This is a genomic window from Vibrio rumoiensis, assembly GCF_002218045.2.
Taxonomy (GTDB): Bacteria; Pseudomonadota; Gammaproteobacteria; order Enterobacterales; family Vibrionaceae; genus Vibrio; species Vibrio rumoiensis.
The window spans coordinates 1990491-2016094 of record NZ_AP018685.1 but is presented as its reverse complement, the minus strand read 5'-3'; the positions used below and the strand labels follow the sequence as shown (position 1 = coordinate 2016094).

Here is a 25604-nt window from a genome sequence, read left to right as displayed (position 1 = left end):
AAAAGGATATCGAGCTTTTCTATGAATAAAGAATATTTACATCAGGCGATCATAAAAGCTCTGATAGATATCCATGATGTGGCTCACCAAGCGACACAAACCGCGATCAGTGCCGCAACCGATAAGCAAAACATACCCGAACATAAGTACGATACATTAAGTTTGGAAGCCGCGTACTTGGCCCATGGACAAGCGCAAAGAGTACAACAGTGCTTGCAGGATATTCATACCTTTAAGACGCTACCGATAAAAGCGTTTTCTCAAGATGATGGGGTAAATTTAGGAGCATTACTTGAATTGTATGACGAAGAGTTAGATCGCAATAAATGGTTTTTTGTTAGTCCGGTTGCGGGGGGGCTTAGCCTTGATTTTAATGGGCTTACAGTTCAAATGATTACACTCGATTCTCCTTTAGGGCGTGCACTTAAAAATAAATTTGTAGGAGATGAGTGCGAGTTAACCATCAGTGGAAAGCCAAAGTATTATGAAGTAGTTACATTATTTTGATTGAGATGGTGAATAATTTCACTTATTACTGACGTTAGAAGGAAGAATCTTGCTATTGTTTCTCATATATAACTGTATTTACTCATCTCTAATGAGGCAACCTAAATGAAAAAAACGCTACTGGCTACCACTCTTGTATTGTCCTCTTTTTCTGTTCTAGCGCAGACCCCTCAATGTGATATTAATATCAATAATGAGCTACACCTTAAAGATAACGTTGTATCGGTTTATCAACAAGGTGAGCCAAAGGTGGTTATTGACCAAAATAACCAATTATTCATTAACGGTAAGAAATTTGATTTAAACCAAATGCAGCAGCAAGCAGTCGCAACGTATCGTGAGAAAGTCAGTACTTATGTGCCGAAAGCTAAAGACATTGCAGATCAAGGTGTCGAATTAGCTAATGAAGTGATTGATGATGTGAGTAAATCGTTTAACGACCCTAATTCTTTCAATAATTTGAAAACATCTATGAATGATTTCTATGCCGACATTGAATCTCGTTATTACAATAATGGCGAATGGGTCCTAAAAAAAGATGCAGTAAGCGAAGCCATTGCCAATTGGAAGGCGGATTCAGCCGCCGCGATGCAACGTTTTAATGGTGAGTTTTTCTCTAGCGCTTTTGCTGTATTATCGGAAAAAATGAAAGCCGATGGCAGTGTTAATTTAAGTGAATTACAAAATCAATTAATTGATTTAAAAACAAAAGTGCAAACAAAACTACAATCTCAGTCAGTAGAATTACAAAAAGAAGCCAACGATTACTGTGTTGATTTGAAAGATATCGCAAAAGATGAAGAAGCGCTTCGTCAACAAGTACCTGAATTAAAAGGCTATGAAGTGTTTGTGATCTAACTTACTGCATTCACGTCTATGTTATGATTTTCAATTGCTTGATAACAGCCAACTAGCTAAGGTTAGTTGGTTTTTTTATGAGACTTGATAAGCAAATTAATAGATGTGATCGGGTATTCTATTTGTAGTTTATAAGCAACTCAGTTATAACTTTTATTTAGGTTAGCCAAAGGATTAGCGGGATAGATTCAAACGACTTAAACTTAAATTATTGAGTTTAAGTCGTTTGAATTTTTAAGTATTTAAGGAATGGATATGAAAAGACGACACTACACGGGCCTGATGCTGCTATTGTCTTCATCAATGGTCAGTGGAGCAGAAACTAAAGGTAAGTGGGAGGAAGGTTTTTCTGGTACTGCGATGCTATTGTTTGGGGTTAGTCAATCAGATTCTCAAGCCGATTCTGGCAGTGATAAGCTTGACTCATTAGACGATAAAGCTGAAACCAAGACAGAGGCATTTATTTTTCCAATTGCCGCAAGCCAATTTAATTACACTTTTAAAGGCGGCAATAATCAACTCTTTCTCGGGACTAGTAATGCCGATATTGCACTAGGGAAACCTCATTTTGCCATTGGCTATGCGAAGCATGTTCAACAAATTGGTACGTTTAAAATTTCTTATATTCCCGGTTTATTAAGTTCAACAACTTGGGAAGATCCTTTTTTAGTGGGCAGCAAACGACAAGAAACGGATCAGCGGATTGTTGGCGGGCGGTTTCAGTATCAAGAAATTTTGGGGACGGGGTTGGGTCTAGAGGTAGCCGTTGGCCAGCGTAAGTTGGAAGATGAGCTTAGTGCCAGCCAATACAATCGAGATATTCAATCTCAACTAGATAGAGATGGTTATATTTATTATACCGAGCTCTCTTATTTAACCCCGCTGACGGAAAAATTATTCCTCAGAAGTTCCCTCGGTTATTTAAAGCAGGATGCCAAAGGTGATGCCGTATCATCCGATACTTATACAGGTCAGCTAGCGGTTGTTCAACAGTTTGATAGTGCGACTTTAACGGCAAGTTTTAAATATCAATATGCCAAATTTTCTGATAAGCATCCTATTTTCATGGAAACACGTGAGGACGATATTGTTGGGGTAATAGTAACGTATAGTTATGACAATATTTTTGATTGGCATGGTGTTGGGGTTTCTATCATGGGAGGCTATACAGAGAAAGTATCGAACTTGGATTTCTATCAAAGCAGTAATTTGATATTGGCGAGTGGAATCCGCTATGTCTTTTAGTGCTGTTATCGTGATGCTAAGCAATTAAGGACTCATTGGATGAAATGGACTTCATCGATAGTAACTTTAGCTTTATCCTTAGGGATGTCTTCAGTGGGGGGGGCTGATGAACTGAGGGATGCGGGGAAGAACTACTATGAAGAGTTGTTAGCTTCCGCTGTAATTTTGTCGGATAGTGATCTTATTTCATTAGGGATAAAAAGCTTTAATCCCAATGAGGTTTTTAAAAGAGAAAATGAAAACCTAGGGACTCAAGACGCGTTAAATGAGCGTAAAAAAATATCCGTTTATAACCTGCCTTTACACTTTAATATGGCTGGCGCTCATCCAGATTTTCAAAATCAAATAACGCTTAAATTCAGTTATTTTTCATACAGTGAAAATATCAATTTAGTTGAAAATGTTCCAGCCGATCATCTCAAGCAGGAAGTGTATTCTGCTTACCTTGCTTATACTTTGGAATATTCGCTTACCGATAAGTGGACACTTGCTTATGGCGTTGGTTCGTATTTAATGTATGCCAACAACGACTATAATTTTCGAAGTCCAGAATCACAACAAATCCAGCCAGAGCTAGATCGGACTTTCTCTAATATGTCGGTGTGGTCAACCTTAATTGAGCCTTATATTGAATTTCATTATAACGTCGATACTGAGTGGGGGCGTTGGGCTTTGATGAGCCAATGGCATTACTTTACGGGAGTTAACTGGGATAAGATCGATGAAGGAGCTTATGGCTCTCCTGAAGGTTGGCGAGTGAGTAATGGTGTTCAAATTGAATATGATCTTGCCAGTTTTGAGCAGTTTAAACCAGCGTTGTACACCAGTTTGAAACGTATTGATATTGGTCATGATGCGACCAGTATTTTACAAACCAACTCTTATTATGAAGCCGGAGTTGGAATTACTTGGGCCAATATATTCGGTTGGGACTTTATTGATACGGTCGGCATAGGGGTTAACTTTAATTATGGTAGTTCATTAAGAGGCGGGAGTTTACTTTTTTATATCAACCCTTTTCAAGGCTAAAGGTTGTTTAATAAGAGCTTATACTTAGGTAAGGTTTATCGGATAAATGTATCAATAAGAGGGGCTAAGAAAGAGCGTTAATCAGTGAAGATGATCGTCGTGTATCTGACAAAAAGCCGCATAACAGTAATACTCAATTTCAAGAGAAGACTTGATGGTTATTACGGCTTTTATTGATGAGGGGTTATGATTATCTAAATTGTTTCACATCTGGTAGGTAATCAAAGCCAGCACTAGACAGCTTGTTTATCAACGCTTGCTTATCAATATCAAACGCCTTGACTAGGTTATCTAAGTCACCATACTCATCGCGCAGTTTCATATTGATAATACTCATTAGCATCACGGGATCCATACTTTCAAAATTCGCTAAATTCATGGTTATTCTCCGGCAGCTAATATTTCTTAGTCTTCAAAGTCTGAAATTAATAAATTCGCGGCAGCAAAGGCCGCTCGCTCACGTGTTTGCTTTGGCAAGCTCTCATCGGCAGCGATGTCATTAAATGTTTTTACCGCACAAGTAATGGCTTGAGGAATGTAACCTTGATCGCCACTACCAATTTGAGCATAAAGCTCACGGACTAAATCACAGCAGTCATAAATTTTCACGTAATATTCCTAATGGGGGATGATGTCACTAGATTAATGTTTTTGGGAATGAGTGGAAAGAAAAGACTCAAAATTCCTACTGGATATTATTTCACTTATAAATAGTCAGTGTTATCCTTTGTTTTTGTGTTGTTATTGGGTTTGAAAATCGGAATGCTTAAATGTAAGTTACTTAAATTATATAACCCAGCTTGGTTACTGGCTATTTTGGTCGCACTGAATGGCTACTGGTTTATTGAACCCGTCATTCTACACAGCTTTTCCATCATTCCAAGCTTTGGACATTTAGCTGATGATTGGTCCGGTTTTATTGATATAATTGGTATTACTCAGCTACCTCGTGTGGTTCTTGGAGGCGGCCTTATTATCATGTCGATAGGTTTAGCGTTAAAAGCTAGGCTTGCTTGGACATTTTCTCTGATCTTATTAGCGGTTGTTTGTACGATCAATATATTATCAGACAGTGCCGGCCTATTACTCTTATCTTATTCCCTCGTTGTTTCTGTATTACTGCTTATATATTGGAAGACATTTGATAGCTCTAGTATTGCGGCTGGTAGTCTATTTGCCTTGACGAGCACTGGCGCTTTAATGCTCTACGCGGTTTTTGGAACGTTATATCTTGGAGAGCAGTTTAGCTCACCTATCATGGATTTACCGACGGCGTTTTATTTCTCAATTGTCAGTATGTCAACGGTTGGGTATGGCGATCTTTATCCTATCACCTCAACAGCAAGGTTATTTACTGCCTCTATTATTGTCATGGGAATTACCGTATTTGCTACTTCAATCAGTGCTATTATCGGCCCTGTGATTGGAGGGAATTTAAAAAGAATTGTTAAAGGCAGGATATCAAACGTGATGAGAAAAAATCATTATATTATTTTAGGTGTGTCGCCAACGGCACACAGTGTTTATGCTGGGTTAACTGAGAGAGGGGAAGCAGTGACGGTCGTTGTCCCTGCTGATTGTGAGCATGAATATCCTCATGACGCTGATATTGTGATTGGTGAATCCTCGTCATCAAATATACTCATTGAAGCTGGTGCTCAAAAAGCCAAATATGTTATGGCATTAAGAAATGATGATGCAGAAAACGCATTTAGTGTATTAGCAGCCAAAGAAGTTGGAGGAGCGAATACAAAAACTATAGCATTGGTAAACTCAAGTAAGCATATCTCTCAAGTGAAGCGAGTGAAACCTGATGTTGTATTTTCACTGCAATTATTAGGCAGTGAATTACTTGTGCGAACGCTAAAAGGTGAGACGATTGATAATGATCTCATCACTCGGTTATTTTTTGGTGAGAATACTTAAAGCCAATTCCGTATCGATTTGATAAGTTAAATTAGATTGAGCAATTAGAGCGTTTTGATTGATACAAAAAGGCCGCGTAATTGAGGTTATTAACCCTTCAATCACGCGGCCTTTTATCGTGTTATGAGCGATTATTTAATCTTGCTGATCAAGTGCTCAACAATGTTATCCATTGCAATCGCAACTTTGTCACCATTCTTGCGGTCTTTATATTCAAAGTTACCTTCATCCATGCTGCGATCGCCGATCACAACCGTATGAGGAATGCCGATTAACTCGATATCTTTAAACATTACGCCAGGACGCTCTTTACGATCATCAAATAGCACTTCAATACCCGCGGCGGTTAACTCTGCATACAGTTTTTCTGCTGCTTCTTTTACGCGCTCAGATTTGTGCATGTTCATAGGAACAATGGCGACTTGGAATGGGGCAATTGCATCTGGCCAGATAATCCCTGAATCATCGTGGTTTTGTTCAATCGCAGCGGCTACCACACGAGTGACACCAATACCGTAGCAACCCATTTCTAGAATGACGTTTTTGCCATTTGAATCAAGTACGCCACAGTTCATTTTTTCTGAGTAGTTAGTACCTAATTGGAAGATATGACCTACTTCGATACCACGCTTAAGCTGTAGTGTTCCTTGACCACATGGGCTAGGGTCGCCTTCAACTACGTTACGTAAGTCTTCAATTTGGCCTAATTCAACATCACGACCCCAGTTGATACCGAAGTAGTGTTTATCATCCTCGTTAGCGCCGGCACCGAAGTCACTCATTACCGCGACCGAACGGTCAACAATGAACGGTAATTCAAGGCCTACAGGGCCCAATGAACCTGGACCTGCACCGATAAGCTGACGAATTTCTTCTTCGCTTGCCATTTCTAAAGGCGCAGCCACTTGTGGTAGGTTCTCAGCTTTGATTTCGTTTAGCTCGTGGTCGCCACGGATGATCAAGGCAATGATCGAGGCATCGACTTCATCTGAAGCTTTAACAAATAGTGTTTTGACGGTTTTCTCAATCGCTAGGCCATGTTGTTCAACAAGTTCTGCAATGGTTTTAGCATTTGGCGTATCGACTAGCGTCATTTCTTGTGTTGGCGCTGCACGTTCAGTGGTTGGTGCCAAAGCTTCTGCTTTTTCAATGTTAGCGGCGTAGTCTGATTCGGTTGAGAATACGATCAGGTCTTCACCACTTTCTGCTAATACGTGGAATTCTTGAGAGCCGTTACCACCGATCGCGCCGCTATCAGCAAGGACTGGGCGGTAGTCTAAACCCATGCGGTCGAATGCTTTACAGTAAGCATCGTGCATTGCATCGTAAGATTGCTGTAATCCAGCTTTATCGATATCAAAGCTGTAAGCATCCATCATTGAGAATTCACGAGAACGCATGACGCCAAAACGTGGGCGGCGCTCATCACGGAATTTAGTTTGGATTTGGTACAAGTTCAATGGAAGTTGTTTGTACGAGCTCACTTCGTTACGAACAAGGCTGGTGATCACTTCTTCCGCCGTTGGGCTAAGAACGAATGGACGAGAGTGGCGATCCGTAAAGCGAAGTAGTTCAGGCCCCATTTTTTCAGATCGGCCTGTTTCTTCCCATAGTTCAAATGGTTGAACAACGGGCATTAAGGTTTCAATGGCACCTGCATTGTTGATTTCTTCACGAATGATGGTTTCAACTTTACGCAGCACGCGTAGACCGGTCGGTAACCAAGTATAAAGACCTGAAGCTAGTTTACGGATCATACCGGCACGTAGCATCAGCTGGTGGCTGATCACTTCTGCGTCGTTTGGAGTTTCTTTTAGTGTAGAAACAAGGTATTTGCTGGTGCGCATTTTTGTACCCGCTTATTTATATAGTGTTAATAATTGAAAGCCAAAATCAAAGAGGCAATTTAGCCCGTAATAATAGCAGCACTGAGGTTTTCTCAAAAGCGTTCGATGGACGTTACATGAATGAAATTGCGATTTATTTCTGGATTATGGCTGCTGCTATCGCTTTCGACTTTAAATTTGACGTTGAGATCGAATAAATGCGTGGCGTATTCTTTGTCATCGGCCTTATTCTTTTTGTAAGCAGGGCGAGGGTCTTGCGCTAAAACCTGCTCAATCACCGATTGAATATGCTGACCTTCTGAATGGGATTTCAACGTTAATTGCGCTGAAGTTGAAAATATTACCGGCAATACATCGGGCTCACTTTCTGCAAATCCACCGATCGCATCTGGAATGGCATCTGAATAGGGGATGTAAGGTTTGATATCAATAATTGGTGTGTTATCAACTAAATCAACACTGCCAAGTTCAATCCATGTTTGATTGCCTTGTTGCGTTATGCCTTTGACTTCTACCGCAGAGATACCAATACCATTTGGTCTAAATGTGGAACGCGAAGCAAATACTCCAACTCGTTCATTACCGCCAAGTCTTGGTGGACGAACGGTTGGCTTCCAACCAGCTTCTAGGTTTTGATCAAATAAAAACAATAACCACACATGGCTAAATTGTTCTAGGCCGCGTACCGCTTCGGGGGAGTTTGCTTCACCGAATAATTCAATGCGAGCCTTTGCTGAAGGGGCTAGTCTAGGTTGCCTTGGCACTGAAAATTTTTCTTTATAAGGAGAATGGATTCGCCCAATAGGTTCAATGGAAAATGGCATAGTCGTGATCTAGTTAGGAAGTAATGGTTAATGATAACGATAAATAGTCAGAGATGGGAAATAATCTAGTGTCGATCAAGATCACATTCTTGATAAGGCCGATTCATCGTTAAATTTCACTCAATTCGTTTGATTTTTAGTCTATATAGTTCTGCTATTTTATTGAAATTGCAGATTTTACTTTTTATCTTTCCGTATATATATAAATTTTTATTTCAGTACAGTTACACTTATTAACATTTTATGCTTTTCTGAATTTTGTTGAGTCACGTACCCTAAGCGCCCTTTTGTTATGCCAGTGTCAAAACGCTGGATGTCATTGACTAGGAGGTCCCGATGACAACTCAAAGTTCGAGTAAGCCGTATAGCTCGAAGAAAACGCTTTTTACCCGCTTTCTCGATTCGGTTGAATATTTAGGAAACTTACTTCCTCATCCCATCACTTTATTTGCCATTTTTTGTGTCGCCATTCTGATTTCATCAGGAATTGCCGGTTATTTTGAGGTGTCGGTTGTTGATCCGCGTCCTGAAGGGGCAAGTGGCCGTTCTGCCGATGGTATTATCCATGTGGTGAGTCTGCTTAATGCGGAAGGCTTGCAGCTTATCGTGACCAATTTGGTGAAAAACTTCACCGGATTTGCGCCATTAGGTACGGTATTGGTTGCTATGTTGGGGGTGGCGATTGCTGAACACTCTGGCCTTTTATCTGCTGCAATGCGTGGCATGGTGATGGGCGCGTCAAAACGCATGGTGACATTCACAGTAATCTTTGCCGGTATTATCTCTAATACGGCTTCTGAGCTAGGTTATGTGGTACTAATCCCTCTAGCCGCGATGTTGTTCCATTCATTAGGTCGTCACCCATTGGCCGGTCTTGCGGCAGCGTTTGCTGGTGTCTCGGGTGGTTATTCTGCCAACTTATTGATTGGTACTGTCGATCCACTGCTTTCTGGTATCACCGAATCAGCAGCGCAAATGATTGATCCAACTTATACGGTTGGCCCTGAAGTGAACTGGTACTTCATGTTCATTTCGACGTTCTTTATTGCGATTGTCGGTGCTTTCGTTACTGAAAAGATTGTTGAGCCTAAGTTGGGCGAATACAAAATTGAAGAAGCGGCGGAAGACTTATCTCAAGATAAAATGGGCGCATTAACGGCGGTGGAAAAGAAAGGTCTCAAAATGGCCGGTCTTGCAACCTTGGTAGTATGTGCTTTATTAGCTTGGACGATTGTTCCGGAAAATGGCGTATTACGTAATCCGGTAACCGGTGAAGTCGCGGGCTCTCCATTTTTAAAGAGTATTGTTGCCTTTATCTTTGTCTTCTTTGCTATTCCCGGCTTTATTTACGGTAAAGTCACTGGCAGCATGAACAATGATCGCGATGTGATCAATGCAATGTCTAAATCAATGTCTTCAATGGGTATGTACATTGTTTTAGTGTTCTTTGCTGCGCAATTTGTCGCGTTCTTTAAGTGGACTAACTTTGGTCAAGTGTTTGCGGTTGGTGGTGCAGATTTTCTACAAACCATCGGTCTGACAGGCCCAGCTTTGTTCTTTGCGTTCATCATCATGTGTGGCTTTATCAACTTAATGATTGGTTCAGCATCGGCTCAGTGGGCGGTAACAGCACCTATCTTTATCCCAATGTTGATGTTAGTCGGTTATGCACCAGAAACCATTCAAGCGGCTTACCGTATTGGTGATTCTGTGACTAACTTAATCACGCCTATGATGAGTTACTTTGGCTTGATTTTGGCGGTGGCATCGCGTTATGTGAAGAATTTAGGTATTGGTACGCTAATCGCTACCATGCTGCCATATACGTTATGTTTCTTAGTGGGTTGGAGCTTATTGTTCTACATCTGGGTATTCGTATTAGGTCTACCGGTAGGTCCAGGAGCTGCAACCTACTATACGCCTTAAGAGACATTGATAACGTTATTCAAAGCGTTAATAAAAATCCCCAAACGATGTTTGATCGTTTGGGGATTTTCTATATACATCATTTATAAGAGGATAAGAGCTTATGCATATTGCTTCATTAACATCAGCCATTGTAATTGTTGCTGTTTAAAGTGTTGCTTCATTTGTTGATAGCGAAGCTTTAAAACGGCATGCTCATATTGCTCCATCATCTCTTGCTTTTTAGTGCTCATCAGCTGCTTTTTCAAATCATAATATTCTGTCATTTGGCTTATTAATGCATCGTATTCTTTGTGCATTTTTTCGATAACATCATGTTGATTCGGCAAGTGGCGAATCTTCTTCTTGGTGTCATTGAGTAATTGCAATGCTTTGGCCTTTTCGATTTTATCGGCCGGTGTCATACGCAACTTTTCGGTTAATTTTAACCATGAGCAGGTTTTGATTAGCCATTTTGTTGGATCGTATTGCCACCAGTGAATACCATTTCGGTAGTCATTTTCAAAGATATGATGGAAGTTGTGGTAACCCTCACCAAAGGTAAGTACCGCTAATACGCTGTTATCACGAGCGGTATTTTTATTGGTATAAGGTTGGCTTCCCCAGATATGCGCTAGAGAGTTAATAAAGAACGTTGTGTGGTGATTCAATACTAACCGTACGGCACCAATCATTAAAAGCATGCCAATAATATCTTGGTAAATGATGCCTAATAAAAGCGGAATACCTAAGTTCATTAACAGCGCAAGAGGTACATAGTATTTATGCTGCCACATGACGATCTTTTCTTTTTGTAGATCTCGGCAGTTGGAGTAATCAGAATATACTTCAGCGCTTTGGTAGTGGCGTAGCATCCAGCCAATATGAGAAAACCAAAAACCACGTTTAGCGGAGTAGGGATCTTTGTCGTTATTATCAACATGACGGTGATGAACTCGATGATCCGATGACCAATGAAGCGCACTATTTTGCAGAGCAAACGCTCCACCTAAAGCAAAAATAAACCGTAAAGACCAGTGAGCTTGGTAAGTTCGGTGTGACCACAAGCGGTGATAGCCAGCTGTGATGCATAGATTACAAAAGCTAAAGGTGACCAGAAGCCACAGCCAATGGGCCGCGGTAATACCATGGCTAATAAAGTAAATGGGAGCAACAACGACCGCGAGCAACATACTGCTAGCGAAGATGAAGACATTTAACCAAATGAAAGGAGGATTTTGTGTTTTCATAAATGACCAAGTTTCAGGCTACAAGTGTGCGCTAGAATATCGAGCTTACACGTGTAAGTCTAGTGGGGTATGCGAGCAATTTTATCTAGATCTCATGAATAATTTGTTTCAATCCATTTCCTATGCCGCAAAATAGAGGCACAAAAAAGGGCAGCCGAAGCTACCCTTTGTGATTGATGAGTTTTTAACTTAGGTAAGTTGAATGTTGGATTACCAACCTTTTACAACACTACCGTTAAACAGTTTCATTGCTTCTTGGTAAACTTCGTCTGTTTGGTAGGCTTTAACAAAGTTCTTCACGTTTTCGCTATCGGCATTGTCTTCACGCGCAACGATTAGGTTTACGTATGGAGATTCTTTGTTTTCAACAAATACGCCATTTTTCTCAGCGGTTAAACCGTTTTGAGCGGCGAACGTGTTGTTGATGATCGCAATCGCGACATCTTGTAGTGAATTAGGAAGCTGTGGTGCTTCTAGTTCAACAAAGTCTAGCTTTTTAGGGTTCTCAACGATATCAAGAGGCGTTGCTTCAAGACCAGCATCTGCGGCTAGTTTAATTAAGCCTTTTTCTTGTAGAAGTAATAATGCGCGACCTTCGTTAGTTGGATCGTTTGGAATCGCGATGCTATCGCCTTTTTTCAGCTCATCAAGTGATTTAATTTTTTTCGAGTAACCGGCAATTGGGTAAACGAATGTATTGCCAACCGGTTTGATTTTGTAGCCACGGTCTTTGATTTGTTTATCAAGGTATGGCAAATGTTGGAATGCATTGAGGTCAATTGAACCATCATCTAAAGCGGCGTTAGGAATGATGTAATCAGAGAAAATGGTCAATTTCACATCTAAGTTGTACTTCTCTTTGGCCACTTTTGCCGCCACTTCCGCAACTTGTGCTTCTGGCCCTGCAATGACACCAACATTAATAGTGTTATCGGCAGCATTGGCTGTGCCAGTTAAAAGTAGTGAGGTAGCAACCGCAGCTGCGCTAAATAGGCTTTTTAATTTCATATACTTATCTCCATGTATAAAAATGCATTCTTTATGACTATATCCTTGGTACTTGAAGCCGCAGCTTTGTTGACGGCGTTCATTCGCCCCAATCGAATAGGTAAACTATGCTCATGGGGTCTCATTCACTTGTCGCCTCACTGCAACTCCAATGACTTTGGATATGTTTATTCGGGTCTATTTCTTGTAATTAACGATGATCCACTCGGCTGGCGATTCGATCGCCGACCATTTGAATAATTTGTACCACTACTACCAATAACACAACGGTGATGAACATGATGTCAGGCTGATAGCGTTGATAACCATAACGCATTGCTACATCCCCTAGGCCACCACCGCCAACGGTTCCTGCCATGGCTGAATAGCTTACTAAGGTAACCAATGTGATAGTAATGGTGTTAACAATAGAAGGTAATGCTTCTGGTAACAATACTTTGCGGATGATTTGCATTGGGCTCGCACCCATTGATTGCGCCGCTTCAATTAGGCCGCTTGGCACTTCAACTAAAGCGCTTTCCACTAAGCGAGCAATAAACGGGATCGCACCAACGGTCAATGGAACAATAGCAGCGGTAGTACCAATGAATTTACCAATGAGTAACGTCGTAAATGGGATAATGGCGACCATTAATACCAAGAAAGGAACTGAGCGGCCAATATTGACAATGGCACCAAGCACCATGTTGACCACTCGGTTTTCGATTAAGCCACCTTTTTTGGTGATATGCAGAATCACGCCCATCGGAATACCAATGATAAAGCCGATTAAACCTGCAATGCCGACCATGTAAAGCGTTTCCCAGGTCGCGCCCCAAATGAGGCGAAAAGTGCGATGATCGTAATACCAATCCATGATGTGATCATAAAACATAGCCAAGTACCTCGACTTTTATATTGTGTTCTTTTAAGAAGGTAACAGATTGCTTAACCTGTTCTTTTTCACCAAACAGTTCTGCAACCATCAAGCCAAAGCGAACGCCACCGGCGTAATCAATATCAGAGTTCAAAATACTGACATCGACATTAAACTTGCGAGAGAGTTGACTAATAACCGGCGCATCAATGGTTGAGCCAGTAAATTCAAGGCGCACCAAAGGAATAGAGCCTTCCACTTGAGTGTCTTGCAAGCGCGCTTGGTAATCTTCAGGAATCGATAAATCGAGCGTTGAACGAATAAACTCTTGTGCCAGTTCGGTTTTAGGGTGGGCAAAAATATCGCTCACTAGGCCTTGTTCCACTAATCGGCCACCGCCAATGATCGCCACTTTGTCACAAATGTTTTTCACCACATCCATTTCATGAGTAATGATTAAAATCGTCAAATTAAGCTGCTGATTGATGGTTTTTAGCAATTCTAAAATAGACTTAGTGGTTGCAGGATCGAGCGCGCTAGTCGCTTCATCACACAATAATACTTTTGGTTTCGAGGCTAATGCACGTGCAATCGCAACGCGCTGTTTTTGTCCACCACTTAAATTCGCAGGGTAGGTGTCACGTTTGTCGGCAAGACCCACTAAATCAAGCAGCTCCTCCACTCGCTTTTCAATTTCGCTGGTTGGTGTTTGAGCTAACTCTAAAGGTAGCGCTACATTATCGAAAACGGTTCGAGAAGACAGTAGGTTAAAATGCTGGAAAATCATGCCGATATTGCGGCGCGCTTGACCTAACTCTTTAGAAGAAAGCTTGGTGAGATCTAAGCCATCAACTAAAACCGATCCAGACGTTGGGGCTTCTAGCATATTAACGCAGCGAATAAGGGTACTTTTACCGGCACCTGATGAGCCGATTACACCAAAGATTTCCCCTTGAGGGATATGAAGATTAATGTCTATCAGGGCTGGGATCTTTTTATTGCCTTGATAAAACACTTTATTGACTTGATTAATTTCAATCATTTAACAACCTAATGGGTAATACGTTCCATATATTCTATTTTCAATAACGTATAAGTTTAGTGAAAACACGCATTGTGATTGCGACTTGGTAGATGATGCTATGGTTTTCACCATCTCAAGTCAATAGATATTTTTACGTCTAGACGTCTAAAGTGTTATTTCAGATAAGACCGACTTAATCTAACTTAGCTCGGATTAATCTTAATGAACAACAAAGCAAAGCGTGCAATAATTACGTACTAGAAATTTCAGACTCAAACACGATTAGTTTGAGCTTAAAGAGAGAGTGTAATAGTGTCTAAACCCGCCGTTTTTATCGATCGTGATGGTGTCATTAATGTCGACCATGGTTATGTCAGTAAAGTCGATGACTTTGAATACATCGACGGTGTGTTTGAGGCAACCAAAGCGCTGAAAGATTTAGGTTATTTGCTAGTGTTAGTCACTAATCAGTCTGGCATCGCCCGTGGTTATTATTCAGAGAAAGAATTTTTAACCTTAACCGAGTGGATGGACTGGAATTTCGTTGATCAAGGGGTGGAATTTGATGGTTTTTATTATTGCCCACATCATCCTGACGGTTCGGTAGAAAAATACGCTCAAGTGTGTGATTGTCGTAAGCCTGCTCCTGGGATGTTTATTTCAGCTCAAGAAGAGTTGGATATCGATATGTCACGCTCTGTCATGATTGGTGATAAAGCCGATGATATGAAAGCGGCGATTGCGGCAGGCTTGAAGCACAAAATTTTAGTGCGTACAGGTAAAAAGGTAACGGAAGAGTCTCAGTCTTTAGCCGATGTGGTGTTAGATAGTATTAAAGATGTACCGAAGTACCTTGCTGAGCGATAGGTTTCCTGAAACTTTGTTGTTTGAAAAAAACGCCCAATGATTGACTTCATTGGGCGTTTTTTATTGAGACGAGGTGGTTAATTTTTTCTGATGGTTATTACAGTCGTTATTCGTCGCCAGTTTTACCCACTCTTCGAAAGGTTGCGGTTTAGCGTATAGGAAGCCTTGAGCTTGTTGGCAACCTAAGTCTTTTAATATTTGAGCTTGTCCTTCGGTTTCGACCCCTTCGGAAACCACAGTAACACTCATGTTTTGCGCCATTCCCATGATGATTGCCGCGATGGACGACGGCGCATTTTCTGTATCAAGATCTTTGATAAATGCCCGATCGATTTTTAAGCAATCAAAAGGCAGTTTATGTAAGTATGATAATGATGAGTAACCAGTACCAAAATCATCAATAGCGATACCAATGCCAAGTGCCCGAATGGCTTTCATATTTTGCATAACCATGGTGTCGGCATCGGCCATATTACTTTCGGTTACTTCAAGCGTAAGGTGTTTAACATCGAGTTGAGATTGCTCAAGGATGTCACGGATATCATCAATAAAGTGTTCTTGCTGTAATTGCTTCACTGAAATATTGACATGCAAGTGGAAGTCTTTATCCCACATACCTTCACGGATTGCTTTTTGAGTATCAATACAAGACTTAAGCAAGATTTTATAACCAATGTGTTTGATCAACCCATACTCTTCAGCGGTCGGAATAAAGTCGAGTGGGGAAACTAAGCCTTTCGTTGGGGAAATCCAACGAGCAAGTGCCTCAACCCCAATCATTTTGCCGCTTTTTACATCCATAATAGGTTGATAAAAAGGAATAAACTCATCGTTACTGATTGCTTTAGTGATATCAGCAATCGATTCCATGCGTTTGCCTGATTCGTTGGCCATCTCATCGGAGTAGCTCACGCGTTTTTCCGGGGATTTTTTCGCATAACTCAGTGCAATACTGGCATTTTTAATCTCATCATGCAGATTTTCACTCTTATTGACGCTAGCAATGCCCAATATTGGCGTGATCAATATTTGTTTCGTTCCAACCTCTTGAGGGGCTTTAAAGTGACCTTGGATTTTGTTGGCGATCGTTTCAATGGCGTCTTCATCTTGCGTTGGAATATACAAGATGAATTCCGCCCCCGAACTACGAGAGATAATATGATCTTTTTCTTTTATGTCTTTTAAGTATTGCGCTACCAATAATAAAGCGCGATCGCCTTTATAGTGACCAAAGCTATCATTGATGTCTCTAAAACGAGCAATACCAATCGCAATTAAAGTACCGGAGTGTGAAGCAGTTGATTTGTTGTACGCTTCAACCAAACCATGGCGGGTATAGAGCTGAGTTAAGCTATCGTAGATAAGCTGTTCTCGTAGGTTCTCAAAAGACTGTTTTAATTTGTGTGTCATACTTGAAAACGCTTCGACCAAAACATTGGTTTCTTGGATATAGCAACTTTTAGGTAGTGATGAGGTTTCCCATTCACCTTCCGCTATTTTATAAGCTGCAGTTGCGGTAGCGTTCAACGTGCGAGTGACTCGGCTAAATACCAAGTAGCCAAAAATACTGGCCAGTAGACCTGCAAATAAGCCAAACCAAAGTGCATTATGTTGCTCCGTCGGTAAAGTGCCGAGTAATGCTGACTCGGGTGTCGTTAGAGCAATCGACCACTTAATGCCGTTACTGTCTCTAAATGGGATGGTATAGCTATAGTAGCGTTCATTATTGAGAGAAAAGGTAAAATCAGAACCAGATGTTAAGTCAATGCCTTGTTCGATAATTTGGCTTGCGGTTGCCTTAATGATCGGATCATGACTGTTGGTGGTTAAGCGATGAATAAAAGGTTGTTTGTTACTTGTTTGGTTAGAGGCGATCGAATTGTGAAAGTTTGAATGTGCGATCAGATGATGGTCTTCATCAAAGATAAAAATAGACGCATTGTTCAATTTTTTTTGTTCGGCTAAGAAATCGCTAAACTCAGCTAAACGCACATCAGACGAAAACACCCCGATTAATTGGTTATTTTTATAAAGCGGTGTTGAGGCGGATAAAGAAATATCTTGGCGTTCATCTTGATCAATATAAGGTGCTGACCAAATTGTTTTACCCGCTTGTACTGCTGGTTGGTACCATGGTCGAGGCAATGGGTTATAGTTAGGTATTGTCGCTAAAATAGGGGTTGAATCGGTTTCACCGCTGTAAATATTCATATTCCCATAGGTCGTTTGATCTTTCTTTATAAAAGATAAATTGTGAGAGCTATCGGCGCGAAACCCTACAAAAGAACCGTCTTTCTCACTAGCAAATTTCATTAATGAGAGTTGGGGGAGGTGCGTTTTTAAGTTGTTATAGTTTGAGCGTATATAATTGACGAGAGGGGTTAAGTTTTCTGGGGCGTATATTCCATCATTGAGAATAGATTGGCTTAAAGCAATACTAACTTTGTATGGGCCATAGAGAAATGCCGATAAATTAGAATCTACATTTTGTGAAATAGAGCTTAATTGTTTATGACTGATTTCTTTAATCATGTCTTGATAAGTGTGTTTTTGTATTAGAGTAATCACACAAACAGTAAGCAGTAGAACAGCCATAAACGGTAAAATAACCGCCGTTCTTAAAGAGATGGTTGGTGTACGCATGAGGTTTTCGCAAGCAATAATGAAGCGGCTATTATAATTTTAAACGTTCAAATTAGCCATGAAAATTAGATCTTCGTCACACTTTATGGGTTGGGGTATAGGTATTTATCGCAATGATATTTGCAATCACGTTGGTGTCTGTTTTTTCTGATTGGATTTAGAATAAATTTATTTAAAAACAATAATATGTTAGTGGTATAACGGTCGTCTATTGTTGAGCGATGAAAGTATTAGGCAGCTTGATGTTTGATATGTTACTGAGCTGTGGGAGTTGTTAGTATTTCAATGGATAGAATTTGATGCTTGCTTATGTAATTAGACGATTATTATTGGTGGTGCCCACGTTTATTGGCATTACTTTATTGATATTTACTTTAACGCGTTTTGTGCCTGGTGGGCCGGTTGAACGAATGCTGCTTAGCTTACAGATGCAGCAAGGTGAAACGACGGTATCAAGTAGCGTAACGCAAGGGGCAAATAATGCCTTGTCTGATGATCAAATTGCCGAGCTTAATGAATTTTATGGTTTAGATAAACCCATTCCACAAGCTTATTGGCAATGGTTAACCAAACTCATTCAATTGGATCTCGGTGAGTCAACGCGTTATTACGAGCCCGTCACCGATATGATTGCTGAGCGTTTACCCGTATCGTTATTTTATGGCGGTATGACGTTTCTAATCAGTTATTTCGTTTCAATTCCTCTTGGTTATCTCAAAGCACTCCGACATGGTAGTGTCATCGATTCCTCCAGTTCTATTTTTATCTTTGTCGGATTTGCTTTGCCCGGTTATGTCATAGGGGTTTTATTGCTGAGTCTTTTTAGCTTCCATTTGGAATGGTTTCCGATGGGCGGTTTTGTCAGTGATGATTTTGAGTACTTCACCCTGCCACAGCAAATTAAAGATGTGCTGTGGCATGCGGTGTTGCCTCTTTTTTGTTATTTGATTGGGGACTTTGCTCTATTAACCATGACGATGAAAAATAACTTAATGGAAAACTTAGCGGCCGATTATGTGCGAACCGCTATCGCAAAAGGGTTACCGTTTAAACAAGCGATTAAGCGACATGCATTGCGAAACAGTTTGATTCCGGTTGCCAGCTCATTTGGTAATTCACTAATGTTCTTCTTAACAGGGTCATTTTTAATTGAAGTGATTTTTAATATTAATGGGATCGGGCTTTTGGGGTATGAATCGATCATGGAGCGAGATTATCCGGTGGTGATGGGCTTATTTGCGATCAATGCCTTGATGCTACTGATTGGCAATATTTTGTCGGATATTTGCGTCGCTTTAGTTGATCCTCGCATTAAGTTTGGAGCCTGATATGACCTTGATATCGAATCCTTTAACGCAAAAGAAACTGAAGCGCTTTAAAGCGATCAAACGTGGTTATTGGTCGCTAATGATTTTAACGTTTTTATTTGTGCTCGCATTATTGGCAGAGCTGCTGGTGAATAGCCGCGCCATTGTGGTCAAGTATCAAGACCAATGGTATTTCCCGACGTATGCTGATGTGATTTCTGGTACTACCTTTGAGCTCGGTTACCAATCGGAAACCAATTACCGTCAGCTTCAAAAAGTGATAAGTGAAAAAGATCCCCAAGGTTTGGTGATTATGCCGCTTGTACCTTGGAATCCTTATGAACAAGATTTTGATAGCGATTTCCCCCCTGCGGCACCAAGTATGGACGCAAAACATTATTTAGGTACCGATACCATAGGGCGAGATATTTTAGCTCGTTTATTATATGGCTTTAGGATCGCGATGGGATTTGCTCTGTTAACCATGGTGATCTCTTATGCGATAGGCGTTACCGTTGGTTGTGTGATGGGTTTTTGGGGCGGTAAGTTCGATTTGTTCTTTCAACGGTTTATTGAAATCTGGTCGATGGTGCCGTTTTTGTATGTGATCATGATTTTAGTCTCAATTATGCAGCCAAGCTTTATGTTGTTCACCTTCATTAATGTGTTATTTGGCTGGATGGGGATGACTTGGTATATGCGCACCATGACATACAAAGAAAAAGCGCGAGAATATACCTTAGCGGCTAAAGCGTTAGGGGCCTCGAATTGGCGAATTTTATTTCATCATATTTTGCCAAATACGATGGTGATGATAGTGACTCTGGCGCCCTTTACTATTGTCGCCAATATTACAGCGTTAACGGCATTAGATTACCTAGGGCTAGGCCTGATGCCACCAACACCGAGTTGGGGGGAATTACTGCAACAAGGTAAATCTAATCTCGATGCCCCTTGGATTGCCATTTCAGTGGTAACGGCCATTGTATCGGTATTAATCATGGTGACCTTTATTGGTGAAGCCATTCGTGAAGCCTTTGATCCCAAACGTTTTACCAAATATGTTTAAATGAGAATAGAAAGACTATGTTTAAGGACAAACCATGACTCTATTGAAAACGACACGAGCATTCATCGCGGCAGGTTTTTCATTTTACCTTACGCTTTCATCACCGCTGATTAATGCCGCTCAGCTGCCCGATAACTTAGATTGGCAGACTAATAATAACGATCCTATTTTTGCTTCGCCAGACGCTAAATTTGGTGGTATTTATCACACCTACATGGCGAGCTTTCCACAAACTTTTCGTACAGTTGGCCCGGATGCCAACGGCACTTTTGCAGCATGGAGCCGTTCTACCATGGCGCTGCTCGATCGGCATCCTAATACTGATAATTGGTTACCATCGATTGCCACTTCTTGGGCATTTTCCGATGATCATAAAACGGTGTATTTCAAGCTTGATCCCAAAGCAAAATGGAGCGATGGCAAGCCGGTTACCGCCAAAGACTTCACCTTTATTCTGCAACTGATGCGCTCGAAAGATATCGTCGCGCCGTGGTACAACGATTTTTATACCAAGGAAGTCAGTGATGTGATTGCTTATGATGATCACACCATTGCTGTTGTTTCAGGTAAACCAAGAAATCCCGATGAGTTGATGGATTATGTGAACCTGTCACCGATCCCGGCTCATTTTTATGCTAATCCTCGTAAAGATGAAAATGACGATGGTATTGCCGATGATTTTGTTCGTCGCTATAACTTTAAGCCCGAGCCGACCGTAGGTCCGTATTACATTGATGATATTGATAAAGGTAAAGCGGTGAGCTTTAAGCATGTGAAAGACTGGTGGGGTTACGGTAATAAGTACTACCAGCATCGTTTCAACGTTGAAAAAATCAGCATCAAAGTTATTCGAGATCCGGATATTGCATTCAAATATTTTGAAAAAGGCCAACTTGACTCATTTGCATTATTACGACCTACGCTTTGGCATGATAAAGCCGTCGGTGAAAACTACGATAAAGGTTATATTCATAAAGCGTGGGCGTTTAATCAAGCGCCAGTCGGGGCGGGAGGCATTTGGTTGAATACCGCGATGCCAATGCTAGATGATATTAATGTACGTCAGGGTTTAATGCATGCGATGGATTATGATGGCATGTTAAATAAAATCTTGCGTAATGACTATGTTCGTAAAAATAATCCAATGGGGAGCGGGCATGGTGAGTATGATCAACCTGATATTTCCGCACCAAAATTTGAACCAAAATTAGCGGTTTCTTTTTTTGAAAAAGCAGGCTTTGCTCAAATAGGTCCCGATGGCATCCGTCAAAATGACAAAGGTCAGCGATTGAGTTTTGCGGTGACCTACGCAACGCCTGCGCATACGCCACGCATTGCTTATTTACGTGAACAAGCCAAATTAGCGGGTTTAGATTTAACGCTTAACCTGATCGATGGCTCTAGCATGTTTAAATATGTGCTTGAGAAAAAGCATCAATTGTCATTTCATGATATGTCCGCTTCACGTATTCCGGTTTACTGGCAGTACTTCTCTTCTGAATTTGCGAATAAACCGCAAAACAATAACTTTACCAACTACAGTTCACCTGAATTGGATAAGTTAATCGAGTCTTATCGCAACGAATTTGATTTAGAGAAGAAGCATCAATTATCACGACAAATCCAACAGAAAATTGATGATGCGAAAGTGATCATTTCTGGTTATAGCGTGCCATATGCACGTGAAGGTTATTGGCGTTGGATGAAGTTGCCAAAAGAATTCGCAACGAAACAAGCGGAGGTTTTATTTTATCCTGCCGGTTTTGTCGGGGGATTAGGAACATTTTGGATCGATCAAGATGTAAAAAATGAAACTAAAGAAGCAATGGATTCAGGCAAATCGTTTGAGCCAGTCACTATTGTTGATGAGAAATATAAGTAAAAAGAGGATGCTAGGTTACTCGTCCCGAGTTTCTAGGAAAAGTCACCGCGAGTGCCGATTTTCGGGGACGCTATGCTCGGGAGGAGAAAGTGTTTTCGTAATGCGAGTCTCGGGCGTTTCACTTCTCGTTTATCGGTAATTTTCTTTTTATCTTTTTCGAGTAACGATAAGCGAAGCGGCCGAGCGACGAGAGCCGAACAAAGTTTAATTAACGGGACCCAAATGACTTCAAATGTTGTATTAACCATTACCGATCTATGCACTGAATTTGAAACCGATAATGGTCAAGTTCGTGTGCTTGATGGGGTGACTTTCCATGTCCCTAAAGGGAAAACCGTCGGCATTGTAGGTGAGTCGGGATGTGGTAAAAGCGTCACAGCGATGTCGATTATGGGTTTATTGCCAAAACCCTTTGGGAATATCGTTGAAGGGCGAATTGATTATGCCCATCAAGGTAAAATCGATGATCTTGCTTCTTTAACCCCGGATAAAATGTACCAAATGCGTGGTAATGCGATTTCGATGATTTTCCAAGATCCGATGACCGCGCTTAATCCGGTTCATACCATTGGTAAGCAATTGATGGAAGTCTATCAATTACATCAACCTGAATTGAAGAAAAAACAGCGTTATCAATTGTCACTCGAAATGCTAGAAAAAGTTGGTATTCCTTCTGCTACACAAAGAATGCTTGAATTTCCGCATCAATTATCTGGCGGAATGCGTCAACGTGTGATGATCGCGATTGCCTTAGCGTGTAAGCCTGATGTGCTAATTTGTGATGAACCGACCACGGCGCTTGATGTGACCGTGCAGGCGCAAATTTTAGATTTGATGACATCACTGCAACAAGAAACGGGCATGTCGATTATCTTTATCACCCATGATTTAGGCGTAGTAGCTGAGATCTGTGATCAGGTAGTGGTGATGTATGCGGGGAAAGTCGTCGAGCAAGCTGATGTGTTTGAACTGTTCGATCACCCAAGCCATCCATACACTCAAGGGTTACTGGCTTCTATGCCCAATAGTCAATCTATTCCAAAAGCTATTTTACCGACCATTGAAGGCGCGGTGCCTAACCTCAATGAGATGCCTGTGGGATGTCGATTTGCCTCACGTTGCCCTTATCAACAAGATAAATGCTTGCAACAAGCTCCTATCCTAGAAATGAAAAATGCTGAGCATCAAGTGAGTTGTCATTTTTGGTCTGATTTACGTGCCAAAGGTAATGGTCAGGAGCCTGCTGTATGAGTGAGTTACTTCGTATTAAAAATCTTAAGCAGTACTTTCATTCAGGAAAGGGCTTGTTGAAAAAAGGCTACACCGTACATGCGGTTGATGACGTGTCTCTGGTGGTCCATAAAGGTGAAACGCTTGGGATCGTGGGGGAATCGGGTTGCGGAAAAAGCACCCTTGGTCGCAGCTTATTACGTTTATATGAACCAACCAGTGGGCAGATCTTATTTGAAGGGCAAGATATTTGCCAGTTTGATAACAAGGCAATGCGTTCGTTACGCCAAGAAATGCAAATGGTATTTCAAGATCCGACGGAGTCATTAAATCCTCGTCATACTGTTGGGATGATTTTACAAGAGCCGTTTGTCATCCATAAATTGGGGACACAAGAGGAAAGAAAACAATGGGTATCAGAGTTGCTGCTAAAAGTAGGCTTAACACCAGATGCAGCTGAGCGTTATCCGCATGAGTTTTCTGGTGGTCAAAAGCAGCGTATTGGTATCGCGCGCGCCATAGCCTTAAAGCCGAAACTCGTGGTGTGTGATGAGTCAGTGTCGGCGTTGGATGTGTCGGTGCAAGCTCAAATCTTAAATTTACTGCTCGAGTTGCAACAAGAAATGGAGCTGACCTTAATTTTTATTGCTCATGATTTATCGGTGATTCGTCATATTTCCGACAAAATTGCCGTGATGTATTTGGGGCAAATTGTTGAATACGGCGAAGCGCAAAGTGTTTATCAGCATCCGAAACATCCATATACCCAATCTTTATTATCGGCGATTCCGATCACTCATCCTAAATACAGAAATGCTAAGCTTCGATTACAAGAGCAAGGTATTGGTGAGCGAATTTTATTAAAAGGAGATATTCCATCACCGATTGATAGGCCTAAAGGTTGTCGCTTTGCTTCACGCTGCCCTAAAGTCATGTCAAAATGCCAACAACAGCCAGTTTTGATAGAAGATGAAGGTTCTCATCATTCTGTCTCGTGTTTTTTATATAATTAATTGGATGGTGATTTATGACATACAATAAATCGTTTTTATTGACAGTACTTTCAGTTGCATTATTAGCTGGGTGTACCACGGTTGAAGAAAAACCGAATACAGACAATATCGCAACCACGACGTCGGTTGATGGCGTTAAAGTAACCAGCGTGGCTTATAAATGCCGCATTGATCAGTCGGAAAGTGAATCGCAAGGTCAGTTTGAGAAGCCTTTTTTGATTGAATACTCTGGTCAAGAACAAGCAATGCTGGTGGAACGTTCGGGATCTTATCCACTGACTCGCGTTGAATCGGCATCAGGCAGCAAATACGCATCTGTCGATGGTATGCAAATATTTTGGGAAAAAGGTGATAAGGCGACAATTACCTTAAATCATGAAACATTCAATGACTGTTTTCTTGTGAAGTAAAGTAAAAAAGGGCAAATGAGCCCTTTTTTATTGCGTTTATTTTCATGTTTTAATGACCCGACGCTGAAGTGAACTATTGTTGGTATTTCACCGTATAGCGAGTGGGCTTATGGTTCATGGCAAGCGTGATGTTTAATACGATAGCGCCGAGTACCGACAAGGCTATGATCCATGTTGAGACAAAAAACAGGGATGCAACGACAATACTGCAATCGAGCACCATCTGAGTTTTACCGACCGAAATTCCGGTTTTATCTTGGATTAGCAAACACATCACATTGAATCCACCCAAACTTGAACGATGACGGAATAAAATCAGCATTCCTATTCCAATCAATAACCCTCCGGCTATCGCACTAAATACGTCACTGATTCGGCTCAGTTGAATAAAGTGGTGCAGCTGATCGGCAAAGATGGAAACCAACGCTCCAGCAATTAAACTATTCATAGCAAATGCTTTACCAAACCGTAGCCAAGCCAAAGCATAAAATGGTAGATTAATAAAAAAGTATAAGGTGCCAAAAGACAAAACAGTTAACTGGCTAAATAGTAGCGCTAAGCCCGCGGTTCCGCCGGTAATGAGTTGTGCTGAGGATAGAAAGAATACGCCGAGAGCAACCAGAAAGCTGCCCACTAATAAAGCGATGCCATCTTCATATATTGTGTGTTTTTCAATCATTGAAATAATTTTCTTGTCCATAATGAGCAAAATTTTAATCAATGAATTGTGATTATGATAGTTTTATGGGAAATTTGGTGTTAGATACTTGTATTTGAATGTTTACGAAAATGTAAACTTACGATATGGTTTTTTACATATTAAGTGTGAAGTGGTGGATATTTACTCACTATTACTTTCTTTCAACTTAATGGTTAACTTTTCGCATGCAGAAAGTTCATATTG

At 41.0% G+C, this 25604-nt stretch carries 23 protein-coding genes; 13 read left to right on the top strand and 10 right to left on the bottom strand.

Annotation, left to right across the window (positions count from 1 at the left end):
* The first annotated feature begins 21 nt into the window (after positions 1-21).
* From VRUMOI_RS09270 to VRUMOI_RS09255, 4 genes are all read left to right on the top strand, one after another.
* Entirely contained in the window at positions 22-507 is a 486-nt protein-coding gene (locus VRUMOI_RS09270) for a GreA/GreB family elongation factor (RefSeq protein ID WP_089140524.1), read from the top strand.
* A 105-nt stretch (positions 508-612) separates the two neighbouring features.
* Entirely contained in the window at positions 613-1365 is a 753-nt protein-coding gene (locus tag VRUMOI_RS09265) for a DUF2884 family protein (RefSeq protein ID WP_089140525.1), read from the top strand.
* A 255-nt stretch (positions 1366-1620) separates the two neighbouring features.
* Complete coding sequence (locus VRUMOI_RS09260; protein WP_162598358.1) at positions 1621-2610, top strand: surface lipoprotein assembly modifier; 990 nt, start codon at positions 1621-1623, stop codon at positions 2608-2610.
* A 39-nt stretch (positions 2611-2649) separates the two neighbouring features.
* The gene (locus VRUMOI_RS09255; RefSeq protein WP_089140527.1) at positions 2650-3639 is read left to right on the top strand and encodes a Solitary outer membrane autotransporter beta-barrel domain; all 990 of its coding nucleotides are present in this window, start codon (positions 2650-2652) and stop codon (positions 3637-3639) included.
* Between the two features lie 190 nt (positions 3640-3829).
* On the opposite strand, the gene VRUMOI_RS09250 is transcribed toward VRUMOI_RS09255, so the two are convergent.
* Positions 3830-4018: a DUF4250 domain-containing protein gene (locus tag VRUMOI_RS09250; RefSeq protein ID WP_089140528.1), complete on the bottom strand. Its 189-nt coding sequence runs from the start codon at positions 4016-4018 to the stop codon at positions 3830-3832.
* 26 nt (positions 4019-4044) lie between these two features.
* Positions 4045-4248 carry a YaeP family protein gene (locus VRUMOI_RS09245; RefSeq protein ID WP_089140529.1) on the bottom strand — a complete coding sequence of 68 codons (204 nt, stop codon included), beginning with the start codon at positions 4246-4248 and terminating at the stop codon, positions 4045-4047.
* Positions 4249-4401: 153 nt separating this feature from the next.
* Between VRUMOI_RS09245 and kch the strand changes: the two genes are divergently transcribed.
* A complete protein-coding gene (gene kch / locus VRUMOI_RS09240; RefSeq protein ID WP_089140530.1) occupies positions 4402-5565 on the top strand; it encodes a voltage-gated potassium channel protein in 1164 nt (387 codons plus the stop codon).
* A 131-nt stretch (positions 5566-5696) separates the two neighbouring features.
* Here kch and VRUMOI_RS09235 read toward each other — a convergent pair whose 3' ends face one another.
* Positions 5697-7412: a proline--tRNA ligase gene (locus VRUMOI_RS09235; protein ID WP_089140531.1), complete on the bottom strand. Its 1716-nt coding sequence runs from the start codon at positions 7410-7412 to the stop codon at positions 5697-5699.
* 92 nt (positions 7413-7504) lie between these two features.
* On the bottom strand, positions 7505-8236 hold the full coding sequence (tsaA, locus tag VRUMOI_RS09230; RefSeq protein ID WP_089140532.1) for a tRNA (N6-threonylcarbamoyladenosine(37)-N6)-methyltransferase TrmO: 732 nt from the start codon (positions 8234-8236) through the stop codon (positions 7505-7507).
* A gap of 336 nt (positions 8237-8572) precedes the next feature.
* On the opposite strand from tsaA, the gene VRUMOI_RS09225 reads away from it, so the two are divergent.
* A complete protein-coding gene (locus VRUMOI_RS09225; protein ID WP_089140533.1) occupies positions 8573-10162 on the top strand; it encodes an AbgT family transporter in 1590 nt (529 codons plus the stop codon).
* Positions 10163-10263: 101 nt separating this feature from the next.
* Here VRUMOI_RS09225 and VRUMOI_RS09220 read toward each other — a convergent pair whose 3' ends face one another.
* The 4 genes from VRUMOI_RS09220 to metN form a co-directional block, all read right to left on the bottom strand.
* The gene (locus VRUMOI_RS09220) at positions 10264-11391 is read right to left on the bottom strand and encodes an acyl-CoA desaturase (protein ID WP_089140534.1); all 1128 of its coding nucleotides are present in this window, start codon (positions 11389-11391) and stop codon (positions 10264-10266) included.
* 210 nt (positions 11392-11601) lie between these two features.
* A complete protein-coding gene (gene metQ, locus VRUMOI_RS09215; RefSeq protein ID WP_089140535.1) occupies positions 11602-12399 on the bottom strand; it encodes a methionine ABC transporter substrate-binding lipoprotein MetQ in 798 nt (265 codons plus the stop codon).
* Positions 12400-12589: 190 nt separating this feature from the next.
* Entirely contained in the window at positions 12590-13273 is a 684-nt protein-coding gene (locus tag VRUMOI_RS09205) for a methionine ABC transporter permease (protein ID WP_089140537.1), read from the bottom strand.
* Positions 13263-14297, bottom strand: coding sequence for a methionine ABC transporter ATP-binding protein MetN (gene metN / locus VRUMOI_RS09200; protein WP_089140538.1), 1035 nt, complete (start codon positions 14295-14297; stop codon positions 13263-13265). Before metN ends, VRUMOI_RS09205 begins: the two co-directional genes overlap by 11 nt.
* Before the next feature lie 294 nt (positions 14298-14591).
* On the opposite strand from metN, the gene gmhB reads away from it, so the two are divergent.
* Entirely contained in the window at positions 14592-15146 is a 555-nt protein-coding gene (gene gmhB / locus VRUMOI_RS09195; RefSeq protein WP_089140539.1) for a D-glycero-beta-D-manno-heptose 1,7-bisphosphate 7-phosphatase, read from the top strand.
* 60 nt (positions 15147-15206) lie between these two features.
* Here gmhB and VRUMOI_RS09190 read toward each other — a convergent pair whose 3' ends face one another.
* Positions 15207-17789, bottom strand: coding sequence for an EAL domain-containing protein (locus tag VRUMOI_RS09190; RefSeq protein WP_089140540.1), 2583 nt, complete (start codon positions 17787-17789; stop codon positions 15207-15209).
* A 299-nt stretch (positions 17790-18088) separates the two neighbouring features.
* Here VRUMOI_RS09190 and VRUMOI_RS09185 point away from each other — a divergent pair, with 299 nt between their 5' ends.
* From VRUMOI_RS09185 to VRUMOI_RS09160, 6 genes are all read left to right on the top strand, one after another.
* Positions 18089-19117, top strand: a complete 1029-nt coding sequence (locus tag VRUMOI_RS09185; protein WP_089140541.1) for an ABC transporter permease subunit — start codon at positions 18089-18091, stop codon at positions 19115-19117.
* A gap of 1 nt (position 19118) precedes the next feature.
* Entirely contained in the window at positions 19119-20165 is a 1047-nt protein-coding gene (locus tag VRUMOI_RS09180) for an ABC transporter permease (RefSeq protein ID WP_089140542.1), read from the top strand.
* Positions 20166-20199: 34 nt separating this feature from the next.
* A complete protein-coding gene (locus VRUMOI_RS09175; RefSeq protein WP_089140543.1) occupies positions 20200-22047 on the top strand; it encodes an extracellular solute-binding protein in 1848 nt (615 codons plus the stop codon).
* A 222-nt stretch (positions 22048-22269) separates the two neighbouring features.
* Positions 22270-23298, top strand: a complete 1029-nt coding sequence (locus VRUMOI_RS09170; protein ID WP_089140624.1) for an ABC transporter ATP-binding protein — start codon at positions 22270-22272, stop codon at positions 23296-23298.
* Positions 23295-24290 (top strand): ABC transporter ATP-binding protein, encoded by a 996-nt coding sequence (locus tag VRUMOI_RS09165; protein WP_089140544.1) that lies wholly within the window; start codon positions 23295-23297, stop codon positions 24288-24290. Before VRUMOI_RS09170 ends, VRUMOI_RS09165 begins: the two co-directional genes overlap by 4 nt.
* Before the next feature lie 14 nt (positions 24291-24304).
* A complete protein-coding gene (locus VRUMOI_RS09160; RefSeq protein WP_089140545.1) occupies positions 24305-24700 on the top strand; it encodes an MliC family protein in 396 nt (131 codons plus the stop codon).
* A 73-nt stretch (positions 24701-24773) separates the two neighbouring features.
* Here the strand turns inward: VRUMOI_RS09160 and VRUMOI_RS09155 are convergent, their stop codons facing one another.
* On the bottom strand, positions 24774-25376 hold the full coding sequence (locus tag VRUMOI_RS09155) for a YitT family protein (protein WP_162598389.1): 603 nt from the start codon (positions 25374-25376) through the stop codon (positions 24774-24776).
* Positions 25377-25604: the final 228 nt, after the last annotated feature.